The 20,289-nt window shown below is 49.2% G+C and carries 19 protein-coding genes; 7 read left to right on the top strand and 12 right to left on the bottom strand.

Going from position 1 to position 20,289, the window contains the following annotated elements; translation table 11 throughout:
• Window positions 1-41: 41 nt before the first annotated feature.
• On the top strand, window positions 42-470 hold the full coding sequence (locus G441_RS0117480; RefSeq protein WP_026377529.1) for a DUF2177 family protein: 429 nt from the start codon (window positions 42-44) through the stop codon (window positions 468-470).
• A gap of 3 nt (window positions 471-473) precedes the next feature.
• Here the strand turns inward: G441_RS0117480 and G441_RS0117475 are convergent, their stop codons facing one another.
• Window positions 474-863: a hypothetical protein gene (locus G441_RS0117475; protein WP_026377528.1), complete on the bottom strand. Its 390-nt coding sequence runs from the start codon at window positions 861-863 to the stop codon at window positions 474-476.
• Between the two features lie 168 nt (window positions 864-1,031).
• Here G441_RS0117475 and G441_RS0117470 point away from each other — a divergent pair, with 168 nt between their 5' ends.
• Window positions 1,032-2,237: a DUF819 family protein gene (locus G441_RS0117470; protein ID WP_034475522.1), complete on the top strand. Its 1,206-nt coding sequence runs from the start codon at window positions 1,032-1,034 to the stop codon at window positions 2,235-2,237.
• A 50-nt stretch (window positions 2,238-2,287) separates the two neighbouring features.
• Complete coding sequence (locus G441_RS19085; protein WP_240485166.1) at window positions 2,288-2,734, top strand: DUF192 domain-containing protein; 447 nt, start codon at window positions 2,288-2,290, stop codon at window positions 2,732-2,734.
• Here the strand turns inward: G441_RS19085 and G441_RS19080 are convergent.
• Window positions 2,694-4,244 (bottom strand): amidase, encoded by a 1,551-nt coding sequence (locus G441_RS19080; protein ID WP_084407423.1) that lies wholly within the window; start codon window positions 4,242-4,244, stop codon window positions 2,694-2,696. The two genes, G441_RS19085 and G441_RS19080, sit on opposite strands and share 41 nt — an antisense overlap.
• Before the next feature lie 158 nt (window positions 4,245-4,402).
• On the opposite strand from G441_RS19080, the gene lysC reads away from it, so the two are divergent.
• Entirely contained in the window at window positions 4,403-5,761 is a 1,359-nt protein-coding gene (lysC, locus tag G441_RS0117455; RefSeq protein ID WP_026377526.1) for a lysine-sensitive aspartokinase 3, read from the top strand.
• Window positions 5,762-5,791: 30 nt separating this feature from the next.
• A complete protein-coding gene (locus G441_RS0117450) occupies window positions 5,792-6,661 on the top strand; it encodes an MBL fold metallo-hydrolase (RefSeq protein ID WP_026377525.1) in 870 nt (289 codons plus the stop codon).
• Between the two features lie 5 nt (window positions 6,662-6,666).
• On the opposite strand, the gene G441_RS0117445 is transcribed toward G441_RS0117450, so the two are convergent.
• From G441_RS0117445 to G441_RS19865, 3 genes are all read right to left on the bottom strand, one after another.
• Window positions 6,667-7,605, bottom strand: coding sequence for a DUF808 domain-containing protein (locus G441_RS0117445; RefSeq protein ID WP_026377524.1), 939 nt, complete (start codon window positions 7,603-7,605; stop codon window positions 6,667-6,669).
• 112 nt (window positions 7,606-7,717) lie between these two features.
• On the bottom strand, window positions 7,718-9,217 hold the full coding sequence (locus G441_RS19075; RefSeq protein WP_051275700.1) for a fatty acyl-CoA reductase: 1,500 nt from the start codon (window positions 9,215-9,217) through the stop codon (window positions 7,718-7,720).
• Window positions 9,195-9,458 carry a hypothetical protein gene (locus G441_RS19865; protein ID WP_169726103.1) on the bottom strand — a complete coding sequence of 88 codons (264 nt, stop codon included), beginning with the start codon at window positions 9,456-9,458 and terminating at the stop codon, window positions 9,195-9,197. Before G441_RS19865 ends, G441_RS19075 begins: the two co-directional genes overlap by 23 nt.
• Window positions 9,459-9,536: 78 nt before the next feature.
• Between G441_RS19865 and G441_RS0117430 the strand changes: the two genes are divergently transcribed.
• Both G441_RS0117430 and G441_RS0117425 read left to right on the top strand, forming a co-directional pair.
• On the top strand, window positions 9,537-10,298 hold the full coding sequence (locus G441_RS0117430) for a hypothetical protein (protein WP_026377522.1): 762 nt from the start codon (window positions 9,537-9,539) through the stop codon (window positions 10,296-10,298).
• 332 nt (window positions 10,299-10,630) lie between these two features.
• Window positions 10,631-11,047 carry a helix-turn-helix domain-containing protein gene (locus G441_RS0117425; protein WP_034475519.1) on the top strand — a complete coding sequence of 139 codons (417 nt, stop codon included), beginning with the start codon at window positions 10,631-10,633 and terminating at the stop codon, window positions 11,045-11,047.
• Between the two features lie 321 nt (window positions 11,048-11,368).
• On the opposite strand, the gene G441_RS0117420 is transcribed toward G441_RS0117425, so the two are convergent.
• From G441_RS0117420 to G441_RS0117390, 7 genes are all read right to left on the bottom strand, one after another.
• Window positions 11,369-13,393, bottom strand: coding sequence for a methyl-accepting chemotaxis protein (locus G441_RS0117420; RefSeq protein WP_026377520.1), 2,025 nt, complete (start codon window positions 13,391-13,393; stop codon window positions 11,369-11,371).
• A 233-nt stretch (window positions 13,394-13,626) separates the two neighbouring features.
• Window positions 13,627-14,448 carry a symmetrical bis(5'-nucleosyl)-tetraphosphatase gene (locus G441_RS0117415; RefSeq protein ID WP_026377519.1) on the bottom strand — a complete coding sequence of 274 codons (822 nt, stop codon included), beginning with the start codon at window positions 14,446-14,448 and terminating at the stop codon, window positions 13,627-13,629.
• Between the two features lie 8 nt (window positions 14,449-14,456).
• Window positions 14,457-14,840 (bottom strand): Co2+/Mg2+ efflux protein ApaG, encoded by a 384-nt coding sequence (apaG, locus tag G441_RS0117410; RefSeq protein ID WP_026377518.1) that lies wholly within the window; start codon window positions 14,838-14,840, stop codon window positions 14,457-14,459.
• Between the two features lie 4 nt (window positions 14,841-14,844).
• Window positions 14,845-15,657 (bottom strand): 16S rRNA (adenine(1518)-N(6)/adenine(1519)-N(6))-dimethyltransferase RsmA, encoded by an 813-nt coding sequence (gene rsmA, locus G441_RS0117405; protein ID WP_026377517.1) that lies wholly within the window; start codon window positions 15,655-15,657, stop codon window positions 14,845-14,847.
• On the bottom strand, window positions 15,650-16,636 hold the full coding sequence (pdxA, locus tag G441_RS0117400) for a 4-hydroxythreonine-4-phosphate dehydrogenase PdxA (RefSeq protein ID WP_026377516.1): 987 nt from the start codon (window positions 16,634-16,636) through the stop codon (window positions 15,650-15,652). Before pdxA ends, rsmA begins: the two co-directional genes overlap by 8 nt.
• 11 nt (window positions 16,637-16,647) lie before the next feature.
• Window positions 16,648-17,952 (bottom strand): peptidylprolyl isomerase SurA, encoded by a 1,305-nt coding sequence (gene surA / locus G441_RS0117395; protein ID WP_034475516.1) that lies wholly within the window; start codon window positions 17,950-17,952, stop codon window positions 16,648-16,650.
• A gap of 58 nt (window positions 17,953-18,010) precedes the next feature.
• Window positions 18,011-20,227, bottom strand: coding sequence for an LPS-assembly protein LptD (locus G441_RS0117390; protein ID WP_156896410.1), 2,217 nt, complete (start codon window positions 20,225-20,227; stop codon window positions 18,011-18,013).
• Between the last annotated feature and the right edge of the window lie 62 nt (window positions 20,228-20,289).

Here is a 20,289-nt window from a genome sequence, read left to right as displayed (position 1 = left end):
AACGTGCGACTATAAGCAGAAAGAACTGAAGGACCAAAGCCATGCTTGCCAACATTAAACGCTTTGCGGTTAACATCATTGCGTCGCTTGCCGCGATATTCCTGTGTTTTGCGGTGTTGGATTTTATCTGGTTGGGTATGATCGCCAGTGATTGGTATCAGACAGAAATGGCAGGACTGTTGCGAGAGCAGTTCATTGCCTGGCCATGGCTGGTATTTTATCTGCTCTATGGAGGCGTGGTATTCGTTCTGGCTGTGGTCGCTAACCGCGATAAACCCTTGTACTACGCAGGAATTGACGGCGCACTGCTTGGTTTAGCGAGTTACGGTGCCTATAACCTGACTAACTACAGCATCATCGAAGGCTTTTCGTTGTTCATTATGGCCATCGACTGGATGTGGGGGATTTTCCTGACAAGTGTCAGTGCAATGTGTGGATGGTTAGGTTTTCAGGCGGCCAGTAAACGCTAATCGTTATTCAAAACCCTGTTGCTGTAACCATGCCAGAGCGCTCTGTTGGTCTGTAAAGAATTCACGCACGAAATTATCTGCGTGGGGTTGTCGTGTTTTAAACGGCTGAAGCTTAATACTTTGACCTGAGTTCACAATCGCCTCATAGCACATGCCTTTTTCAACACAGTAGTTAATTAATTCAGAGATCACTGGATAGCAGTCAGGTGTAAACAGTTCCCAACCGCTCACGTCTGTGAGAACGGCCCATGGCTTGCCAGAAATAGGCGCTATGACATCATGTATTACTTGTCTATATTTGAGTGCCGTTTCCAGGTTCCACGCACGCTCAATAACAACGTGTAAAATACGGCCCTGAACAGTCACTTCAAAATACCCATGTGCAGCAAACATAAACAGTTACCTGCTTTACCATTTAGCGTAGCGTATGCTTCGATAATACTATTGCTGGATTACATCGAATAGCAATTATTAATGCAATTACGGTGTTTCACTGTGTCAGGCTTTTCCCTACACTAGTGAGATACTGCTTTCACAACATCAAACGATAAGAATAACGCAATGGATGACAGCACCTTTTCACTTATTTCCGCCGACCAGCATTTCGCCGTACTGGCAGCCCTGTTCGCTATCGCTCTGTTTGGCTTTTGGGCTGAGTCCAAGTCTTGGGGAAAATTAGTTACTGGCGCAGTCTGGGCCATCCTTGGCGCGATTGTCGCTTCAAACGTCGGTTTAATTCCTAAAAGTGCCCCCGCTTACAGTTTTGTTTTCAGCTATCTGGTGCCAGCACTTATCCCGTTGTTTTTAATGCAGGCCGATGTACGCCGTATTATTGGTGAAAGTGGTCGGGTGGGAATCGGCTTCATTCTCGCCTGTATAGGCACCGCAGCAGGCGCAATATTAGCCATCAATGTTGTCGATTTGGGCGCGCGTGAGGCCGATCTGGCAGGTATTTTTACTGCCACCTATACCGGTGGTTCAGTCAATTACGCGGCGGTCATACAGGCCACGGGTTTCGATGATGCCAACATTATCTCTGCCGCAACCGCGGTAGATAATCTTATGAGTGCGCTGTTTCTGGCGGTACTGGCGATTATGCCTGCCTCTGCCTGGTTAATGCGTCAATTTGCGGTCCGGCATCATAGTGAAACGACAGACTTCCAGCACGACGAGCAGGAAAAACCCATTAGTGGACTTTCTATTGCCGCGTCGCTGACTTTCGCTCTGGCCGTGGTGGCCCTGGCAGACGGCACCATTGCCTTGCTCAATACATTGGAAAGCGACTTTGATTTTGGCAGCCTGCGCTATGTATTTATCACCTTATATGCAGTGATACCGGCTACTTTTGCGCCTGCTACAATGGCGAAAATGCACGGCGGACAGACGATTGGTCTCGTGCTTGCCTTTGTCTTTTTTGCGGCTATTGCAGCAGGCGCAGACATTGCGAAACTGCTGGGGCTGGCGCCGATTTTACTGGCGTTTGTGGCCATACTGCTGCTGGTGCATGGTTTAGTCGTATTTGTAGGCGGCATGCTGATCACCAAGCTGAGCGTTGCAGTCACAGGCCGTAAAGATAACGGCCTGGCACTATCACTGCCGGAATTAATCACCGCATCGAATGCGGCAATCCTGGGTGCGACAACAGCGCCTGCTCTGGCCATGGCCCGTGGTTGGCCGGGGCTGGTGACGCCCGGTGTGCTGGTAGGGGTTGCTGGTTATATTGTTGGAACGCCGTTGGGTATTGCGATTGCTCAGGCCATGCAATAGGTAAATCAATGATGATGAAGTTGAGCGTGACGATGAAAAGTGTGCTGCTAATGTTATTCGGATCTGTGCTGTATGTTAGCGGCACATTCAAAACTGCGCTCGCCGTTGAGTTTGGTTCTATTAATTTAGTGGTGGGCGACATTGCTATCACGGTCGAATACGCAGACACCTTCAGCCGCCGTGCGCAGGGGTTGATGTACCGCGACACATTGTGTCAGCAGTGCGGCATGTTTTTTAAATTCGATCAGGAGAAATATGCCGCTATGTGGATGAAGAATACATCCATCCCGTTAGACGTTGCCTATATTGATAAGCAAGGGCGGATAACTGATATTCTCGCGCTAAAGCCTCATGACCTCACCGCAAGAGGCGCATCCAGGCCGGTGCGCTATGCACTGGAAATGAATCAGGGGTGGTTTGCAAAACACGGTGTCGCGGTTGGCGACACCGTTCAGATCAATGTTGAGTCAAACGAGGCGGGCGCAACGCCTGACTAACCTGTTCGTAGGCGTAGGCTGCTTCAATTGTTTTGATGTCCTGCTTATTACCACCGATAAAGCTTAAGCCTACCGGCATGTGCGCCACAAAACCCATCGGCACGGTGACATGGGGATAGCCCGCGACAGCCGGTGCGCCTGACGCAGAGCCCATGTAGTGATCGCCATTGACTCGGTCTATTTTCCAGGCTGGCGCCGTGGTTGGTGCAATCAGGACATCCAGATTATGTTTTGCGATCAGTGCGTCAATGCCGTCCTGAGCCGCTGCGCGCAGGCTATCCTGTCTGGCTGACTGGTATTCCTCACTATCCAGTGGGTGTGAGTCGGCAGCCTGCATGAAAATTTCCTGGCCAAAGTAGGGCATGGTGATAGCACTGTTCGCCTCATTTAGTGTGATGGCATCCTGTAAGTTTTTAATCGGTGCATTGCTACTTTCAAAGTAACGATTCAGCCCATCCTTAAACTCACTTAATAGCACCTGATATTCGCCCCGCCCCCACTGGCCTCGGGTATCCATGCTAACGGGATCGACAAGCTCGGCTCCGGCGGCTTTCAACACCTCCAGTTGCTGTTCAAATACCCTATCCAGGTCCGGGTGGTAGCCTAAGAAGTTTCGCAAAATCCCTACGCGTTTACCACGCAGGCCATCTGGATTGAGTGCGACAGTTAAATCTATTGGCGCCAATGTACTGTCATCTGCTGCATCCTTGCCCTGCATGGTATTGAGCAGCATAACGGCATCTGCCACGCTACGTGCCATTGGCCCTGCGGTGTCCTGTGAGTGCGAGATCGGAATAATACCGTCACGACTGACTCGTCCAATGCTTGGCTTGATCCCGACAATACCATTCACTGCCGATGGACAGACTACGGAACCATCTGTTTCGGTGCCCACGGCCATCAGCGCAAAGTCAGCTGCAATCGCTGCACCTGAACCAGAGCTGGAACCACATGGACTGCGGGTAGTGTCATGTGGGTTGACCGTCTGACCATATAGGCTGCTCCAGCCGCTTGATGATTTGGTAGACCGAAAGTTTGCCCATTCCGATAAATTGGTTTTACCCAATATCAAAGCGCCTGCATCCCGTAATCGTTGAACTAAGAATGCGTCATCGGCAGGACGGTGTTCACGCAACAGCCAGGATCCTGCGCTATTCACCATTCCCTCACCGGTATCGATATTATCCTTAAGCAGCACGATGGCACCGTGCAGAGGTCCCGTGCTTTGACCCTCTTTTCGCTGGTTATCCAATGTCTGAGCGCGGGAACGCCAGTGCGGATTGATTTGTACAACCGCATTTATATTGATGCCCTGATCATCATATCTGGCAATGCGCGCCAGGTAATGTTCTGCAAGTTGTTCAATCGAGTACTCGCCATCAGCAAGGTGCGTTTGCACCTGTTTCAGCGACAGATTATCGGGAATAACTGCCAATGCATTAAGGCTAAGGCCAAGGCACAGTACCAGCAACGCTGGGAGTGTTAATGAGCGGATGGATACAGAGTTCACAGCATATCTCTCTTTTCTTGTTGAGCAGTGTCGCGCACAAATTGCGCAGCCGAAATATCATATGCTGAAAATTTCAGGAAGATCACATTTAATCACTTTGCTTATGCGCAAATGATGGTAGTTTACGCGTTATTAGTTTCCTTAATTTCGTACTCACTATGCAAAATACCGGTCTGAATATCGCTAAATTTGGAGGCACCAGCGTAGCCAATCACGCCAGCATGCTTAATTGCGCCAAAATCGTGTTAGCTAATCCGAAGACTAAGGTTGTTGTGGTGAGCGCCTCTGCAGGTGTCACTAATTTTCTGGTCGAGCTGGCTCATCGGCCTATGACACAACAGCAAATTGAGCAAACCATTGAACAAATAGAAGCTATCGAGCTGGCCATTTTTAAAGCGCTTGGCGAGCCGCAGGATGTTGGCGAAAAACTGCAGGAACTGCTGCAATCTCTCAAAGAGATGGCATTCCACGAGGAGCTTTTACATCGTCCTGACTTGCAGGATGCGCTGTTATCCCTTGGTGAGCGAATGTCCTCTCTGTTGTTCGCTGAGGTTATCGTGCAGCTAGGTGGCGCGGCGCAGAATTTTGATGTGCGTAAAGTGTTACGTACTGATAGTACGTTTGGACAGGGGACACCGCAGCTCGAGCAGATCCGGGAATTATCAGCACAGTTGCTGGCCCCAGAGCTTGCAGACAATATCGTTGTTACGCAAGGATTCGTAGGGGCGGATTCTGATGGCAATACGACCACGCTGGGTCGTGGCGGCTCAGATTTTACGGCCGCATTACTTGCCGAAGCGCTGGACGCGGCGACCTGTGAAATATGGACTGATGTCATAGGCGTTTACACCACAGACCCTCGCATCACAGACAAGGCCAGGCCACTGCCGGAATTAAGTTTTGAAGAAGCGGCAGAAATGGCAACCTTTGGTGCAAAAGTATTGCACCCCGCAACGATGGAGCCGGCGCTCCGACAAGACATCAAAGTTTTTGTGGGCTCCAGCAAAGAGCCAGAAAAGGGCGGTACATGGATTGTCAGGGATTGCGAAGTTGAGCCTGCTTATCGTGCGATAACGCGTCGCAAAGAACAGGTCATGGTCACCGTTAAAACTCCTGAAATGATGTATGCGCAGGGCTTTCTCGAGCGCGTGTTTGCGATTATCGCCAAGCATAAACTCAGTGTGGATTTGGTGACCACGTCAGAAATCTCGGTATCTTTTACTTTGGATAATCCGCCAAACTCGGTAGCCGAACGACTCAATCGCGAGACGGTCGATGAGTTAAAAGAAATCTGTGAAGTCAGCGTCGAACACGGTTTTGATCTGGTGACGGTGGTAGGCAATAACATGCACAGTGAAAAAGGTGTGTCGAGCCGCATCTTTGCAGCAGTGGCAAACTACAATCTGCGTATGATCTGCTTTGGTGCCAACCCTCACAACATGTCGTTTCTGGTGAATGAAGCAGACAGTACGGAGGTTGTACGCGACCTGCATAAGCAACTTTTTGAAAACAATTAAGTCCGACATAACACACGTATGGAGACGCAAATGACTATGCCATTCCATGTTGAAGCATTCCTGGATAATGACAGTGAAACCTTCACCTATGTCGTGCATGATATAGAAACGCGCGAGGCTGCAGTCATCGATCCGGTGCTGGATTTTGACTATAAGTCCGGGCGCACCTCGTCGCACAGCGCACAGCAAATAGCTGATTATATCGATGCTGAACAGCTATCTGTACAGTGGGTATTGGAGACCCACGCCCATGCAGACCACCTCTCTGCTGCCCCTTTTTTCAAGCAGAGGTACGCAGCCAAAATTGGTATCGGGGAACATATTACCGAGGTCCAGAAGACCTTTAAAACGCTGTTCAATCTGGAAAAAGCGTTTTTGCCCAATGGCGCCCAGTTTGACCGGCTTTTTAAAGATGATGATCAACTGACGCTTGGGAATCTGACCTTTAGAGTCGTGCATACGCCTGGTCACACCCCAGCCGACTTGGCGTACGTACTGAATGAACAGGCGGTGTTTGTTGGTGATACCATGTTCATGCCAGACGTGGGCACGGCGCGCTGTGACTTCCCGGGCGGCAGTGCTGGCCAGCTTTATGATTCAATCCAAAAACTGTTGAGCCTGCCTGATAGCACTGACATTTATATCTGTCATGACTACCCGCCAAAAGGTCGGCAGCATGAGTGTAAAACGACAGTTAAAGCGCAGCGTGAGAATAATATTCACGTAAAGCAGGAGATAACTCGCGATCAGTTCATCAGTATGCGGGAAAGCCGTGATGCAACGCTAGATATGCCGAGGCTGATATTACCTGCTATCCAACTCAACATTCGCGCAGGCGATCTCCCCCCTGCGGATGATAACGGCACGCGCTATCTGAAGATACCCATCAACGCGCTCTAACAGACTTAGTGCTGTGCTTTGCCGTTTATGCCTAGCGCGGATGGAATGCTGATAATCAGCATTACTACAGCGCCGGCGATAAGCCCTGCGATAAACGACAATAAAATGGGCAGTACAGCATTCACAAGCCCCGGCAATGACTGCGTGTGGCCAAGAATGGTTTCTGATAGGTGATGAAGTAACGGAGTGTCATGCACCAGAATACCGCCACCAACCAGAAACATGGCAAGGGTGCCCACCACGGTCAGGCTTTTCATAAGGAACGGCGCGAAAACTAATAACGCTTTACCGACATATAACCCCAGCCCTGAAGACGTGTCTTTGTCACGTTTTAACAGGTGTAATCCAACGTCATCGAGTTTCACAATCGCGGCCACCAGACCATAAACACCTATGGTAAACGCCAAAGAAAGCCAGGAAAGCGTAATGATTTGCTGCGTGAGCGGTTGTTCAGCAGCGCTGCCCATGATGATCACAATGATCTCTGCAGACAAAATGAAATCTGTTTTGATCGCCCCTTTAATTTTTTCTTTTTCAAAGGTTTTCAAATCCAGCTCAGGGTCCAGCAAGGCATCTCGCAGGGCATCTTTCTCTTCACGGTCTTGCTTTCTGGTGCGCAGCGTATGCCAGACTTTTTCAAAGCCTTCAAAACACAAATAAAGTCCACCAATCACCAACAGCACGGTTATCAGCGGTGCATAGATAGCCGAAATAAGTAATGCGGAGGGCACCAGAATCAGCTTATTCACTGCAGAGCCCTTTGCCACCGCCCACACCACGGGAAGCTCTCGGTTAGCAGACATGCCGGATACCTGCTGCGCATTCAGTGCGATGTCATCACCGAGCACGCCAGCGGTCTCCTTTGCAGCCACTTTAGATATCATCGCGACATCGTCCATCACAGTGGCAATGTCATCGAGCAGGGCGAGTAAACTGGTAGCCATCCATCACCAACCTTGGTCCTAATCCGGTTGAAGTTAAATTACACTAACTTCTATCGGTGATAAATGATTAAAGCGTCCTTGCATTTTAATACTAACCTCTCTTGCTACTGCATTAGGCCGCCTGATTAACAGACGCTTTATTGCTCTGCGCGCCACCTAATGCATAGTCGTTCAGACCAGGCACATGCACCTGGCTGATGTATTGGTGCCAGTCCAACTCATCAGGGCTCACGGGGTATCTGTTTTGATCGGAGATACTCACTCGCTGATGCAATTCACGTAACTTACTGTTATCGAATCGATAATCTGGTGCTGCGTAAAAGGCGAACAGCTTGACCAGCTTCTCTGCAGTTTTAAGCCGATTGAGCTTTTTACTGGAGCGTTCCGGGTTGAATAGCTTGGCCAGGCCCACATAGCTGCGATAGGCGCTCATCACCGTATGAAACAGAAACGGAGGAATGATGCGTAAGCCATTTTTAGGGGCTGCGCTAAACAGCTTTGTATAAGCGTGATGACGGTGCTGGGCCACGTCTACGACGGCGTCTTTCAGGGTCTGAATGCTCAGAGGATTTCGGCTGCCACTGCAACACTGATAGATATTTACTTCAGACGGTGCTGAATCCGAAATCAGTTCTGCGGCGGCCAGCATGCAGCTATTGGCAACTAAATCGACCGGGATTATGTCTATAGTTCGGTTCTTTCGTGCTGGAAAGCTGTGCAACTTACTTTTTGCATAGGCATAAATTACGGCGTCTGCCACTTTTACGCCTTCCAGCCAGCCGGGGAAGGGCTGTGCGCAGCTGCTTTCAATAATAGAAGGGCGCACAATACTGACAGGGCAGCCAAACCGACGATTCACCAGACGTTGTTCTGCCAGCCACTTAGTCAGTGTGTAGCTGTCGTTAAACCCACACTGATGCGCGACTTGTTCACCGACCTCGGTCATCTTCTGACAAAAGGCTTTATCGTTATCCTCTCGAGCCTGTCTTACGCTTGAGATGATCTCTTCCATTTTGCTAAGCATGCCATCAATCAGGTAATGTCCGTATCGCGTTTGTGGGATATCCATATGGCGTGGCTTGTCCAGTGTTTCTTTGATCCTGCCCTTACGATAGCCATTCACATAGCAGGTAGACACATGCAGTACGGGAACGCTCCTTGGACGGCACAGTGACAAAATGTTATCGATAGAATAGGTATTGATTTTCAGTGCGTGATGCAACGGCTCCTGGAAATTAACACTGGCTGCTGAGTTAATGACAAGATCCGTATCATTTGCCAGTTCGGTGAATTGCAGGTGATCGAGGCCAAACTTTGGCAGTGTGATGTCTCCGGCAATAACCTTGACCCTGCTCAGGGCCAGATTAAACGCCGCTGCACCAAGTTGGTCCTTTAAATGACTAAAAAGGGGCGTTTGCAGAATATCTGCGTGAAATCGCTGTGTCGCTGTTTGTCTGTTGCTGTGGCGGATCATTAACACAATATCTACGCTGCTGCGAAGCGATAACAGGTTGTAAAGTACGACTTTTCCCAGAAACCCGGTACTGCCAAGTAACAACAGCTGCTTGCCATCAAAGGCGTGATCGACGTTAAAAGTGGTGCTGCTCTCCATTAGGACGTTCCTCTTGGCTGTGGTAGTCAATGACTTCCAGCAAGTTGTTTGCCAAGTGGTGAAATTGGCTGAACCCGACGGCATTCAGCACTATTGTCTGATGTGATAAACCATAGTCTGGGAGTGAGTGCCATCCGCCCATTTGATTTGAATAAACCACGAGCTTGTTGGCCTCGGCAGCGGTGAGCTTCGCTAAAAATGCCTCTCTGCCTGCTTCCATCTGCGATTCCAACCGTGACATATTAGAAACATAGGCAAGAACTCAACAACTACGTTATTGTAACTTTTACAGGCAGCTAAAATAAAAAAAGGAACAAGAATGCTACTGCGTCGTGTAATGGAGCATGTTCGAACACAGAATTGGACAGCTGTGTTTCTCGATTTCATTATAGTAGTTGTTGGTGTGTTTATCGGCATTCAAGTTGCCAATTGGAACGAACAGCGAGCCGACAACCAAAGGGAACTGACCCTGTTAAAGGCTTTAAAAGTCGAACTCATCGACAGTATTCGTCAGACTAACACTATTGTAAACGCTTACAAGCAGGTGTCCGAGTCTGGGATCCGAGCCGTTAGTTATCTCGAAGAAGATGCTTCTTGTAAGCAAGATTGTGTTCAGATTATTGTCGACTTTTTTCATGCAAGCCAATGGCAGCAGATTGAAGTTAGCTTACCAACATACCAAGAGTTGTTGCGCAATGGATGGCCGCAAAATCGAGAAATATTCATTGCTGCAAACGGTTATATTCGACGTGTCACTCTGAACAGTGGACCATTTTCAGAGTCACCTACTTACAGAAATTTAGTAAGAGGACTCATTCCCCTTCCTATACATGAACCGTATTGGTCCACATGCTTTCAATTGGTTAACGGTGAAGAAGTATATATTTCGCCTTGTGATTTGCCTATTACGGATGAAATAGCAATAAAAGGACTAGAGGCAATAGCAAATGAACCGGAGGTGCATCGAGCACTAGTTGAATGGACAGGGTATGTGCAGTCAATTGGTAATTTAACTGATCAAAATGAAGCGGCAGACACTTTATTGCGCTTGCTTGATGAGGAAATTAAAACTAGGGAGTGATTCGCCACCAATTAGATAGACACGCACCAACCTCGTTAGAGGAGTTTACATAACTCAACGTCTCCAACATGTACACTATGACCATTCGCTGACTCGATTTCTACTCCAAGTCGTGCGACCGCAAATTGTCTGTTGAAGTCAATGGAAGCTTACCGTTGGCTGAGTAATGAATTTCCAACTTTACGATAGGGCATCATTTCGTCAGCCTGAGCGTTTTCACCTGTTATTATCGCTAAATATCATAGATGTCATGTCAATGTCGTAGCATTGTCATGGCCGACAGTGATGTATTTACTGCAAGATTTTCTCTGGCAGATTGGTGAGGTAATTCAATGATTGTCAAAAAGATGAGAATGGAACGTAATTGGTCTCAGGAACAGCTCGCGGAGTTTTGTGGGCTAAGCGTGCGCACGATTCAACGAGTTGAATCGGGAAACAAAGCTAGCATTGAAACATTGATGTCCCTTGCCTCTGTTTTTGAAGTTGATATTTCAAGACTAACGGAGGAAATCATAGTGATAGATAAAGATTCCGAAAACTGGAAAGCTCTACCTTGGTGGTTCAAGATGTCTCTGGCAGGCGCTCGTACCAAACGTTCTGCCATATCGGCTGAGATAACAATGGTGTTGCTTGGTTTTATTAGCTGGGTTTTTATTGAGCCTAATGCATCGATTACGCCAGCTATTTTTCTTTTTGCGTATGTGATGGGATGGATAACTCGGTACGGAGACAAAAAGAAAGTGTGGTAAATGTCATTGAGTAACATCAAGCAGCAAAAATGTTGCTGCTTGTGCCAATGTATTCTATTTGTCTATTTGAGATCCTCGATTTCTCGAGCATGACGAGCATAAATTTGTCTTCAACAGACCACCGCCTTCGCGGTGGGGACAGGCTGGCTTTTTGTCTTCAGCAGGCATATATGAGTAAGTCGCTATCGGATTTGAAAAGGCTTTTTATAAGCTTCTACTCGGGGGAATGTACTTATATTCACATATTGAGACTAATGCCGAACCAAAGACAAAAAAGCCGACACCTCAAGGCGTCGGCTTTTAGTAGTAAAGAACGGAAACCTAGACTTTGAACTGCCGGATAGAGTTTTGCAGTTCCTCTGCCAGGCGAGCAACTTCGTGGCTGGAGTCTGAGGTTTGCTGAGCACCGGTAGCGGTCTCTTCTGCAATACCTACGATGTTTTCCAGCTTCTCACTGATCTCCTGGGATACCACATTCTGCTCGCGGGCTGATTGCTCGATTTGCGAGCTGACATCATGGGCGCGATGCACGGCGTCAGTGATCAGGTTTAGCGCCTGAGCGGCTTTTTCTGTCTGATCTACGCACACCGTTGTCTGCTCCTTACCCTGATTCATAACAGCTACGGCTTTTTCTGCACCTGCCTGCAACACTTCGATCATATTGTTGATCTCTTGTGTTGATTCCTGTGTGCGGCTAGCCAGCGTGCGTACTTCATCAGCTACCACTGCGAACCCACGGCCTTGCTCACCAGCGCGTGCTGCCTCAATCGCAGCATTCAATGCCAGCAGGTTAGTCTGGTCCGCGACACCGCGGATCACGTCAAGAATACCGCCGATGCTGGCGCTGTCCTGATGCAGCTTATTAATCACCTCAGCAGCTTGCTCAACATCAACGGCCAGTACTTCAATGGTACGACGATTTTCCGCCGAGATGGCTTTCACTTTTTCTGCTTCCGCGTCGGCATGGCGGATCTGGTTCAGGGTATCTTCAGCACTTTGCGATACATTCATTGACGTACTGTGCATCTCGGTTGTTGCTGTCGCAACCTGGGCAATCTGCGACTTTTGTTCCTGAATCGACAAGGTTGTCTGTGATGTAACAGTAGACGTCTCTTCTGATGCTGCGGCAAGCTGTGCAGCACGAGTGGAGATGCCAGATATAAGCTGCTTGAGACTGTCTATTAATTCGTTACAGTTTTTAGCCAATTCCCCAAACTCATCATCAGACGAGTCATCCAGTTTGCGAGTGAGATCACCCGAAGAAACGACTTTCAGGATGTCGTTTACTTTGTGCAGAGGACGGGTGATTGAGGTGACTGTCCAGAACGCAATACCGCCTGCCAGGCCTGCGGCAACCAGGAAGATCAGCACCATCTGTGTGACACCGCCGGTAATTTTGCTATTCACCAGCTGCTCTGCATCTTTTGCTTTACTATCCGCCAGTCCGCTCAGTGAGGTTAACGCCGCCAGACCTTCGTCGATATTTTTCTCGGAAGCGGCTAGCGCGCTTTCGGCGTCATTTGCCCGTTCAAGTTTGGTCACCTGCATCTGCAAAATACCGCCGGCTGAGGTATATGCAGTGTTCACGTCGTTGACCAGGTCAGTGATTTCATCGATGGTGCCGCTGCTATCACGCCCCCCGGCGGCTTGCTGCATTTCGGCCAGTTGGTCGCTGATGGTGTTGATTGTCAGTTCGACTTCATTGCCGATCGTTTCAGCGCGCAGAAGCGTCGTGGTTTTAGAATAGTCAGCGGTAACGGTTAATAAAGTTAATAGCGTGGTTTCCAGACGGCTGCCAATTTCTGCAGCGCTGCGCAGCTGACTTGAAGACTGTACTGCATCGAGGTCTGCGAAATCCAGAATGAGTGTTGAGGCATCGTCTGCATTATCTTCAATGTCGCCAAATTTATCTGCAATTGCATCGCGGGTCTCTAGCTCAATGCGATGATTGTCATACATGCTGGTAACGTTGGTGCGGTATTGCTCAAAAACATTTTCAATGTTGACCAGACTACGGCTCAGACCTGGTTCTTCTGCCACAATTGTTTTCAGGCGACGCAGCTCCTGTACGAAGTCCTCTTCGTTGGCATTGAAACGTTCCTGCTTTTCCGCCAAACCGCTGAGTTCCTGCTCAAGATAGGCTTCAAAAGTCAGTTTACCCATGCGTAAAAAAGAAGATTCCAATCGGCCAGTGCTAGAGATAGCAGGCACAGCCAGGTTGTTCACTTCCTTTGTGGCATCTTCAATTGAATTGAGGGTGAAATACGACGATAAGCTGATAACAAGTAGCAGGAAAGTGATGATGGCAAAACCACCAATGACCCGCATCGCGACAGTTATTTTCATCTGAGCTCCTCGAAGCTGCTTGGCATTTTTTTGTCATAACGATGCAGTAAAACGACGCCACTACACCATTATCGCGTAGTGTGACAAATTTACTGCGTTTAATCACTATGTTATGCGCAAAAAAGAGTATTCACTAACATTAGATTAGGATGGCGCAAACAGGCAAACTTGATGGCTATTATGCTGCGTCAGGAAAACCTTTCGAGACACCGTCCAATTGGTATTATCGACGTTTACGCCTTTTTCTTTACCGCATTGGCCTGGACGAGCCTGTTTTCTTCGACGATATATACGGTCATTTGATTGCCCCAGACATAGCCTGTGTCCAGACCGATAAACTGCTGGCTGTCAGTTTGTCCTTGTAACGCAGCCCAGTGGCCGAAAATGACACGTTGGTCCGGCTGCAGTTGTGGATTGTCGATACGAAACCATGGCTGCAGATGAGCGGGAGCTGCGGCAGGAGAGCTTTTCAGTGAGAGGTTAAGGTTGCCCTCCATATCAACGAATCGCATGCGCGTCATGGCGTTGATGATAAAACGAGCTCGCTTTATATCAGTTAATGAGTCTTTCCATCGTGTTGGCTCACTGCCATACATCATCCGTAATAGGTCCTTCCATGAAGACCCTTGCAGTTTCTGCTCTATTTCCCCAGAAAGACTGATGGCCTTTTCAACCGACCACTTTGGATAGAGTCCCGCATGCGTTAACAGTATGGAGGGCGTGCACATGGTGGCAAGTGGCATATGACGTAGCCATTCAACGTAGCGTTTCAGCTGCTTGTCGCGCAATAAGGGTCCCAGCTTATCACTGGCTTTTGCCTGTTTAATACCATTGGCAACTGCCAGAAAATGCAGGTCATGGTTACCTAGTACAGTGTGGAATCGGTCACCTAAATCGTATAGGTATTGTAATGTCAGAAGTGAGTCTGCGCCTCTTGCAACCAGGTCGCCGACACACCAGAGTTTGTCTACTGCTGGGTTAAATCCCGCTTTCTCAAGCACCGCAAATAAGCCATCTGCACAACCTTGTATATCGCCGATGATTAAGTTTGCCAAGCCGGACCTCAGTTGATCACGTTAGGGATAGCCAGACTAAAAACGTCGATCGGCGCTTCAAACCGAACGCCGAATTCGTCTTCCATTTCATAATACCCTTCCATGGTGCCAACAGGTGTATCCAAAACCGCGCCGCTGGTATATACAAAGGTTTCTCCGGCGGGAATGTGGGGCTGTTCGCCGACCACGCCGGGGCCACGGACCTCGGTTTTCTTGCCATTCGCATCGGTGATAAGCCAGTAACGGTTGAGTAACTGTACCTGATGTTGTCCGCCATTATGTATGGCAACCCGGTAGGCAAATGCGAACTTGTCTGGTTCATTAGGTAATCGATCCTGAAGAAACTTTGTCGACACCTGAATATGGATATTGTGTGATGCAGGACCCGCCATGCGACTACTCTAAAATGTTGGGGGCGTTTGACACCGCGTTCGCCAGCGCTGCAAACTGCTCTAGAGACAGCGTTTCTGCGCGACGTTGTGGATCAATGCCCAGCGCATCAATCTGTTCAGCACTGAGTATATCTTTGAGGCTGTTCCGCAGCGTCTTACGACGTTGATTGAATGCACTGGTACACACTTTGTTTAGCATGCTGATGTCGTCGACCTGCACGATAGGTTTCTGATGTGGGACGAGTCTCACCACCGCGGAGTCAACTTTCGGTGCCGGCTTGAATGCGCCTGGTGGAACAGCAAGAACGGGGATCACCGAACAGTAGTACTGTGCCATCACCGACAATCTGCCAAAGTTTTTATGCCCCGGCGTGGCGGCTAATCTGTCCACCACCTCTTTTTGCAGCATAAAGTGCATATCCTGAATATGTTCACTAAAGCTAAATAAATGAAACATCAGCGGCGTAGAAATGTTGTAGGGCAGGTTGCCAAAAATTCTGAGTTTGCTGTCGCCGTCGCACAAGGAGGCAAAGTCGAATTTCATCGCGTCCTTCTCGATCACCGTCAGCTTGGCTGATATGAACGGGTGATGTCTGAGCCGATGGGCAAGATCGCGATCGAGCTCAACGACGGTAAGACTGTCCACCAGTTCACAGACAGGCTCTGTGAGGGCTCCCAGACCCGGGCCTATTTCGATAAGGTGCTGACCTGCTGCGGGGCCGATGGCCTGTACAATCTGATCGATAACGTAAGGGTCGTGCAAAAAGTTCTGCCCGAATCGTTTACGCGCAGTATGTCCTAAATGGGTTTTACTCATTGCTGGTTTGCGCCAGTTTAATTGCTTGCTGAACGGCTAGCGTGAAGCTGCCCGCGTCGGCCTGGCCGCTACCTGCCAGATCAAGCGCCGTGCCGTGATCCACTGAGGTGCGAATAAAGGGCAGACCTAGCGTGATATTTACCGATGCACCGAAACCTTTGTATTTAAGCACCGGCAGGCCCTGATCGTGATACATCGCCAGCACCACATCCGCCTGCTGTAAGTACTTTGGCTGGAATATGGTATCGGCCGGGAGTGGTCCTGTGATATTCAAGCCCTCGGCACGTAATTCATCGAGCGCCGGTTCAATAACCAGTTGTTCTTCTTTGCCAATGTGGCCGTTTTCCCCAGCATGTGGGTTGAGTCCACAAACGAAAATCTGTGGGTCACGAATACCAAATTTCAACGATAGGTCCGTGTGGATAATGTGAATAACCTTATGTAAACGTTCACGGGTGATCGCTCTGGCGACAAACTCGAGTGGGATATGGGTGGTTGCCAGTGCCACTCGAAGCCCTTCAGTGGCCAGCAACATCACCACGTCCATGGTATTTGACTGGTGAGCAAAAAACTCAGTGTGGCCGCTGAAAGACACGCCTGCCTGATTAATGATGCCCTTGTGTACCGGTCCCGTAACCACAGCATCAAAATCGCCATCCATGTTTTTCTGGCAGGCCTGACGCAGCGTTTCAACGACATAATGGCCATTATCACTGTTTAACTGACCTGCAACGACGTCGCTACTCAGAGGAATGTGTTCAATGAATAGTTGGCCGGGCTGCTGAACAGTTTTTTGATCAGGTTGATAGGGCAGCCACTCGATCTCATGCCCCAGCATCTTGGCCCTTTCCTGCATCATGTACTTGTCGGCGAATACCACAAGCTGTGCCGGCCACTGCATTTTAGCCAGTGCGATGACGAGGTCTGGGCCAATACCGGCTGGCTCTCCCGGCGTGATGGCAATTTTCAGCGGTTGCATGGTTATCCGGCCTATGCGTCTCTACTATCGAGCAGTTCAATATAGGCTGCATCACGCATTTCACGCAACCAGGCATCCGTCTCTTCCTGGAACTTACGACTGAATATCAGTTGATAAGCCTTTTCTTCCTTCAGTTTTTCAGTCGCATCACCGACTCTGCGATCCAGTAATTCGATGAGGTGCCAGCCGTGTACGGAACGAATCGGCTGGCTAAGCTCGCTGACTTCCATATTGTTTAGAGCTAACCTGAAAGCAGGCACGTAGATTTCAGGGTCAGCCCAACCCAGCTCTCCGCCGCGTAGCGCTGAGCCCGGATCTTCTGAATGCTCCTTAGCCAGTTCGGCAAAGTCAGCCTCGCCTGCTAATACCTGCTCTCTGAATTCAAGCAACATGTTTTCCGCTTTTTCATCACTGAGTATGATTGAGGGTTTGATCAGAATGTGACGGGCATTGACTTCAACGACCTCGGCAACTTCAATTCCACGTGTATCGGCCACTTTCAGAATATGAAAGCCGGCGCCACTGCGAATTGGGCCAACTAACTCATCTTTTTTCTTACCCTGCACTGCTTCGGCAAACAGCGTTGGCATCGAATTGACATTCATCCAGCCCATATCACCCCCGTCGAGAGCTTTGGCGCCAGATGATGAGGCGATGGCAATTTTAGCGAAATCAGAACCAGACTCCAGCAATGACATCACGCGCTCAGCGCGCTCTCTGGCGTCTGCTACATCTTCATCGTTCGGCTCAGGTGGAAAACCAATCAATATATGGCCAAGACGATATTCGGCCTGTGACGCGCCTTGTTCATCCATCAGTTTGACCAGGTTTTCAATTTCCTGTGGTGTAATGTAAATCCGGCGGCGTACATTAGCGCGACGTACCTCGCCCAGAATCAGCTCTTTGCGTATCTCTTCGCGGTAGGTTTCATAGGGTGTGCTCTCTGCAATCAGTGCCTGTCTAAGCTGTTCCATATTCGTGCCGTTTTGCTGAGCAATGTTGGCTATCGTTTGCTCAAGCTGCGGGTCGCTGATTTGGATACCCATGCGGTCTGCCATCTGCATCTGCAGGTTGGTGAGGATGAGGCGCTCGATAGCCTGTGTGCGCAGAGCACGGTCTGACGGCAGGTCCTGATTATTGGCCACTGCGTTACGTCGTACGTTGGTCAACAGCTCCTGAATTTCACTTTCCAGGATCACACCCTGGTCGACGATCACTGATACTTTGTCCAACATGGTGGTCTGTGCGGCCGCTGTTGTGGATATCAGCAGGCCTATGCCAAATACTGCGTGCAAAAATGTCGTTGCTAATTTCATTACTTCTCTTTTCGTTTTTGACTTAGTGTTACCAGTGGACAGGGTCCAGACTGGCCAATCAATTTAATACATAGGGCTGGCGGTAACCAAACATACCATCTTCTAGCATGGCGCGTTTACTACTGCTGCTGCCCATCCCTTTGAAAATAAACTGTAATGCGATTCCCGAATCAAATTCGTCAGTGCGCTGTAAGCCTGTTGCATCATATCGATTACTAAGATGCCGTTGCGCCACAAAGCGCAGTGCCCAGCAACAGGACTCATATTGTATGCCAGTGTAACTTTCAATGGTACGTTGTTGACTCAGGTCCTTATACCAGCGCCCGACCCACTGCCAGTTTTTGGCAATCGGCCAGCTGGCAGAGATCCCCAACTGGTCAATTTGTTCGCCGGAGAGATCTCTCACATATCGATGGTTTAACTGCACCAGGCGCTTGTCATCGCGACGATACTCTAATGACAAACTACTTCTTTCGACTTTATCCGTGCGCGTCGATACCTGAATGTCTGCGTGCATAAACCACTTACTGTGCAATCGCCAGTCTAGCTCAGCGGCCAGGGCAGAACGGTCGTCTGCCTTATTGGCTGCCAGTACCTTGTTGTCAGACAAGTAGAAAATCTGACCCACGCTGAAGACAAATTGTTCCCTGCTGGCGGCATCTAAAATTCTCGAGGTTACACCCAGCGTAACCTGATTGTTATCGCTGATACGATCAAGCCCGGTAAACTCCTGGCCTCTGAATAAACCGGTGTAATCATTCAGCAGACGGGTGGTATCGTAAAGTCCTATATCTGTCTGGTCTTCATAACTGGTAAACAGATACTGCAGCTTTGGCTCCAGCGTCATGGTCGATGCTTCGCCAAACCAGTCAGCCTCGCGCTCAAAATTCAGACCACCATACAGTTTTATGCGCCCAAGATTGCGGGCCACTTCGTCCGCTAACGGGGTGCCCTCAATGTCACGTTGATGATAATAAGTACTCAACAAACTGGCTTCAGCCAAAAACTCGCCCCACTGACGCTGATACGGCAATGACAGTGAAGGGGCGAAATGTATCCGTAGGGCTGAAGGATTACCGTCTATCTGATTGTCAAAATAGGCGAGCTCTGAATCGACTCTGAAATCCAGTCCGTTAGCAAAGCTGGTGACATAGTCCAATTGCAGTTCTGGCAAGGTGCGGTACGTGTCCGCGTGTTCACCAATCACTTCAAAATCGCGGACCCGCATCACGACGTCCAGATTGTTGCTGTAATAGCTCATGGCGACGGTCTGATACAGGTGGGTGTCGGCACGGTTGTAGAAATCAGACCCTAAATCAACGATGTAGTTATCGTCACTCAGACCATTGATATCCGCGCTTAGCACCCAGTTATCGGATAGCTGACCATGATGCTCAAACCGATAAAAATAGCGATTGCTGCGGTCTGCACTATCACGGTCGTCAGGCAGATACTCCAGATTGATGGTACCGCGATGGGATTCAGTCAGGTACCTGAACTCGGTTTTTAACTGAATACCCCGGTTGGTCATCACTCTGGGCGAAATGGTAGCGTCATAATTGGGCGCTATGTTCCAGTAGAAAGGCTGCTCGTAGTCGATGCCTGTTGCCGATGAACTCGACACTTGCGGAAACAGAAATCCTGTCTGACGTACCGGGCTGACCGGGAATGCGAAATAAGGCAAGTAAAATACTGGCACGTCGGCGATATAAAAACGCGTATTGCGCGCTTTACCCCAGATTTCACCGGGTTCAATAGATATCTCACTGGCCTGTATCTGCCAGTCGGTTGAGTTAATTGGGCAGGTGGTAAACGACACATCCTGTAAAGATAATCCCTGCTCCCGACTCAATACGATGCGCTGGGCAGCACCATGTCCGGTGAAGCCGGTTAGTCTATATTCGGTTTGCTCCATGTTCAGTGACTGAGCCTCAGAATCAAGCCTGACCGATTCACTGCTAACCTGAATTTGCGCATCGCGATAGGATACCTGTCCCTCTGCAACCAGTTGCTTGCCCGCCTGAGCAACCTGCGCGCGCTGTGCAGAGATTTGCGCGCTGTCACTAACTATGCTGACATCGCCGGAAAAGTCTGCCGATTCGTCCTGTATTATCGTCGCGCGTCGGGCATTGACTTTGATTTCACCTTTGGCCATCAGCAGCGCCGGATCAAATCTGCTCGGCGGCGCGAGGCATTGCTCTGGCTGATCATCCGCCTGTTGGGCAGATGCATGCAGGGATGCCAAAGCAATAAGTAAAATCAGAACAATTTGCATTATATTGAAGATGAGCCGACGTGAAGAGCTAGTTAATTTACGGGTGTTGCGAGCGTGATTTT

Source organism: Aestuariibacter salexigens DSM 15300 (assembly GCF_000429145.1).
GTDB classification, from domain to species: domain Bacteria; phylum Pseudomonadota; class Gammaproteobacteria; order Enterobacterales; family Alteromonadaceae; genus Aestuariibacter; species Aestuariibacter salexigens.
This window is presented reverse-complemented; position numbering and strand designations above follow the sequence as displayed.

Excerpts from the sequence above, each read along its gene's own strand:
- G441_RS0117480 (WP_026377529.1), top strand. The coding sequence starts at position 42 with ATGCTTGCCAACATTAAACGCTTTGCGGTTAACATCATTGCGTCGCTT.
- G441_RS0117475 (WP_026377528.1), bottom strand. The coding sequence starts at position 863 with ATGTTTGCTGCACATGGGTATTTTGAAGTGACTGTTCAGGGCCGTATT.
- G441_RS0117470 (WP_034475522.1), top strand. The coding sequence starts at position 1,032 with ATGGATGACAGCACCTTTTCACTTATTTCCGCCGACCAGCATTTCGCC.
- G441_RS19085 (WP_240485166.1), top strand. The coding sequence starts at position 2,288 with ATGTTATTCGGATCTGTGCTGTATGTTAGCGGCACATTCAAAACTGCG.
- lysC (WP_026377526.1), top strand. The coding sequence starts at position 4,403 with ATGCAAAATACCGGTCTGAATATCGCTAAATTTGGAGGCACCAGCGTA.
- G441_RS0117450 (WP_026377525.1), top strand. The coding sequence starts at position 5,792 with ATGACTATGCCATTCCATGTTGAAGCATTCCTGGATAATGACAGTGAA.
- G441_RS0117445 (WP_026377524.1), bottom strand. The coding sequence starts at position 7,605 with ATGGCTACCAGTTTACTCGCCCTGCTCGATGACATTGCCACTGTGATG.
- G441_RS19075 (WP_051275700.1), bottom strand. The coding sequence starts at position 9,217 with ATGGAGAGCAGCACCACTTTTAACGTCGATCACGCCTTTGATGGCAAG.
- G441_RS19865 (WP_169726103.1), bottom strand. The coding sequence starts at position 9,458 with ATGTCACGGTTGGAATCGCAGATGGAAGCAGGCAGAGAGGCATTTTTA.
- G441_RS0117430 (WP_026377522.1), top strand. The coding sequence starts at position 9,537 with ATGCTACTGCGTCGTGTAATGGAGCATGTTCGAACACAGAATTGGACA.
- G441_RS0117425 (WP_034475519.1), top strand. The coding sequence starts at position 10,631 with ATGATTGTCAAAAAGATGAGAATGGAACGTAATTGGTCTCAGGAACAG.
- G441_RS0117420 (WP_026377520.1), bottom strand. The coding sequence starts at position 13,393 with ATGAAAATAACTGTCGCGATGCGGGTCATTGGTGGTTTTGCCATCATC.
- apaG (WP_026377518.1), bottom strand. The coding sequence starts at position 14,840 with ATGGCGGGTCCTGCATCACACAATATCCATATTCAGGTGTCGACAAAG.
- rsmA (WP_026377517.1), bottom strand. The coding sequence starts at position 15,657 with ATGAGTAAAACCCATTTAGGACATACTGCGCGTAAACGATTCGGGCAG.
- pdxA (WP_026377516.1), bottom strand. The coding sequence starts at position 16,636 with ATGCAACCGCTGAAAATTGCCATCACGCCGGGAGAGCCAGCCGGTATT.
- surA (WP_034475516.1), bottom strand. The coding sequence starts at position 17,952 with ATGAAATTAGCAACGACATTTTTGCACGCAGTATTTGGCATAGGCCTG.
- G441_RS0117390 (WP_156896410.1), bottom strand. The coding sequence starts at position 20,227 with ATGCAAATTGTTCTGATTTTACTTATTGCTTTGGCATCCCTGCATGCA.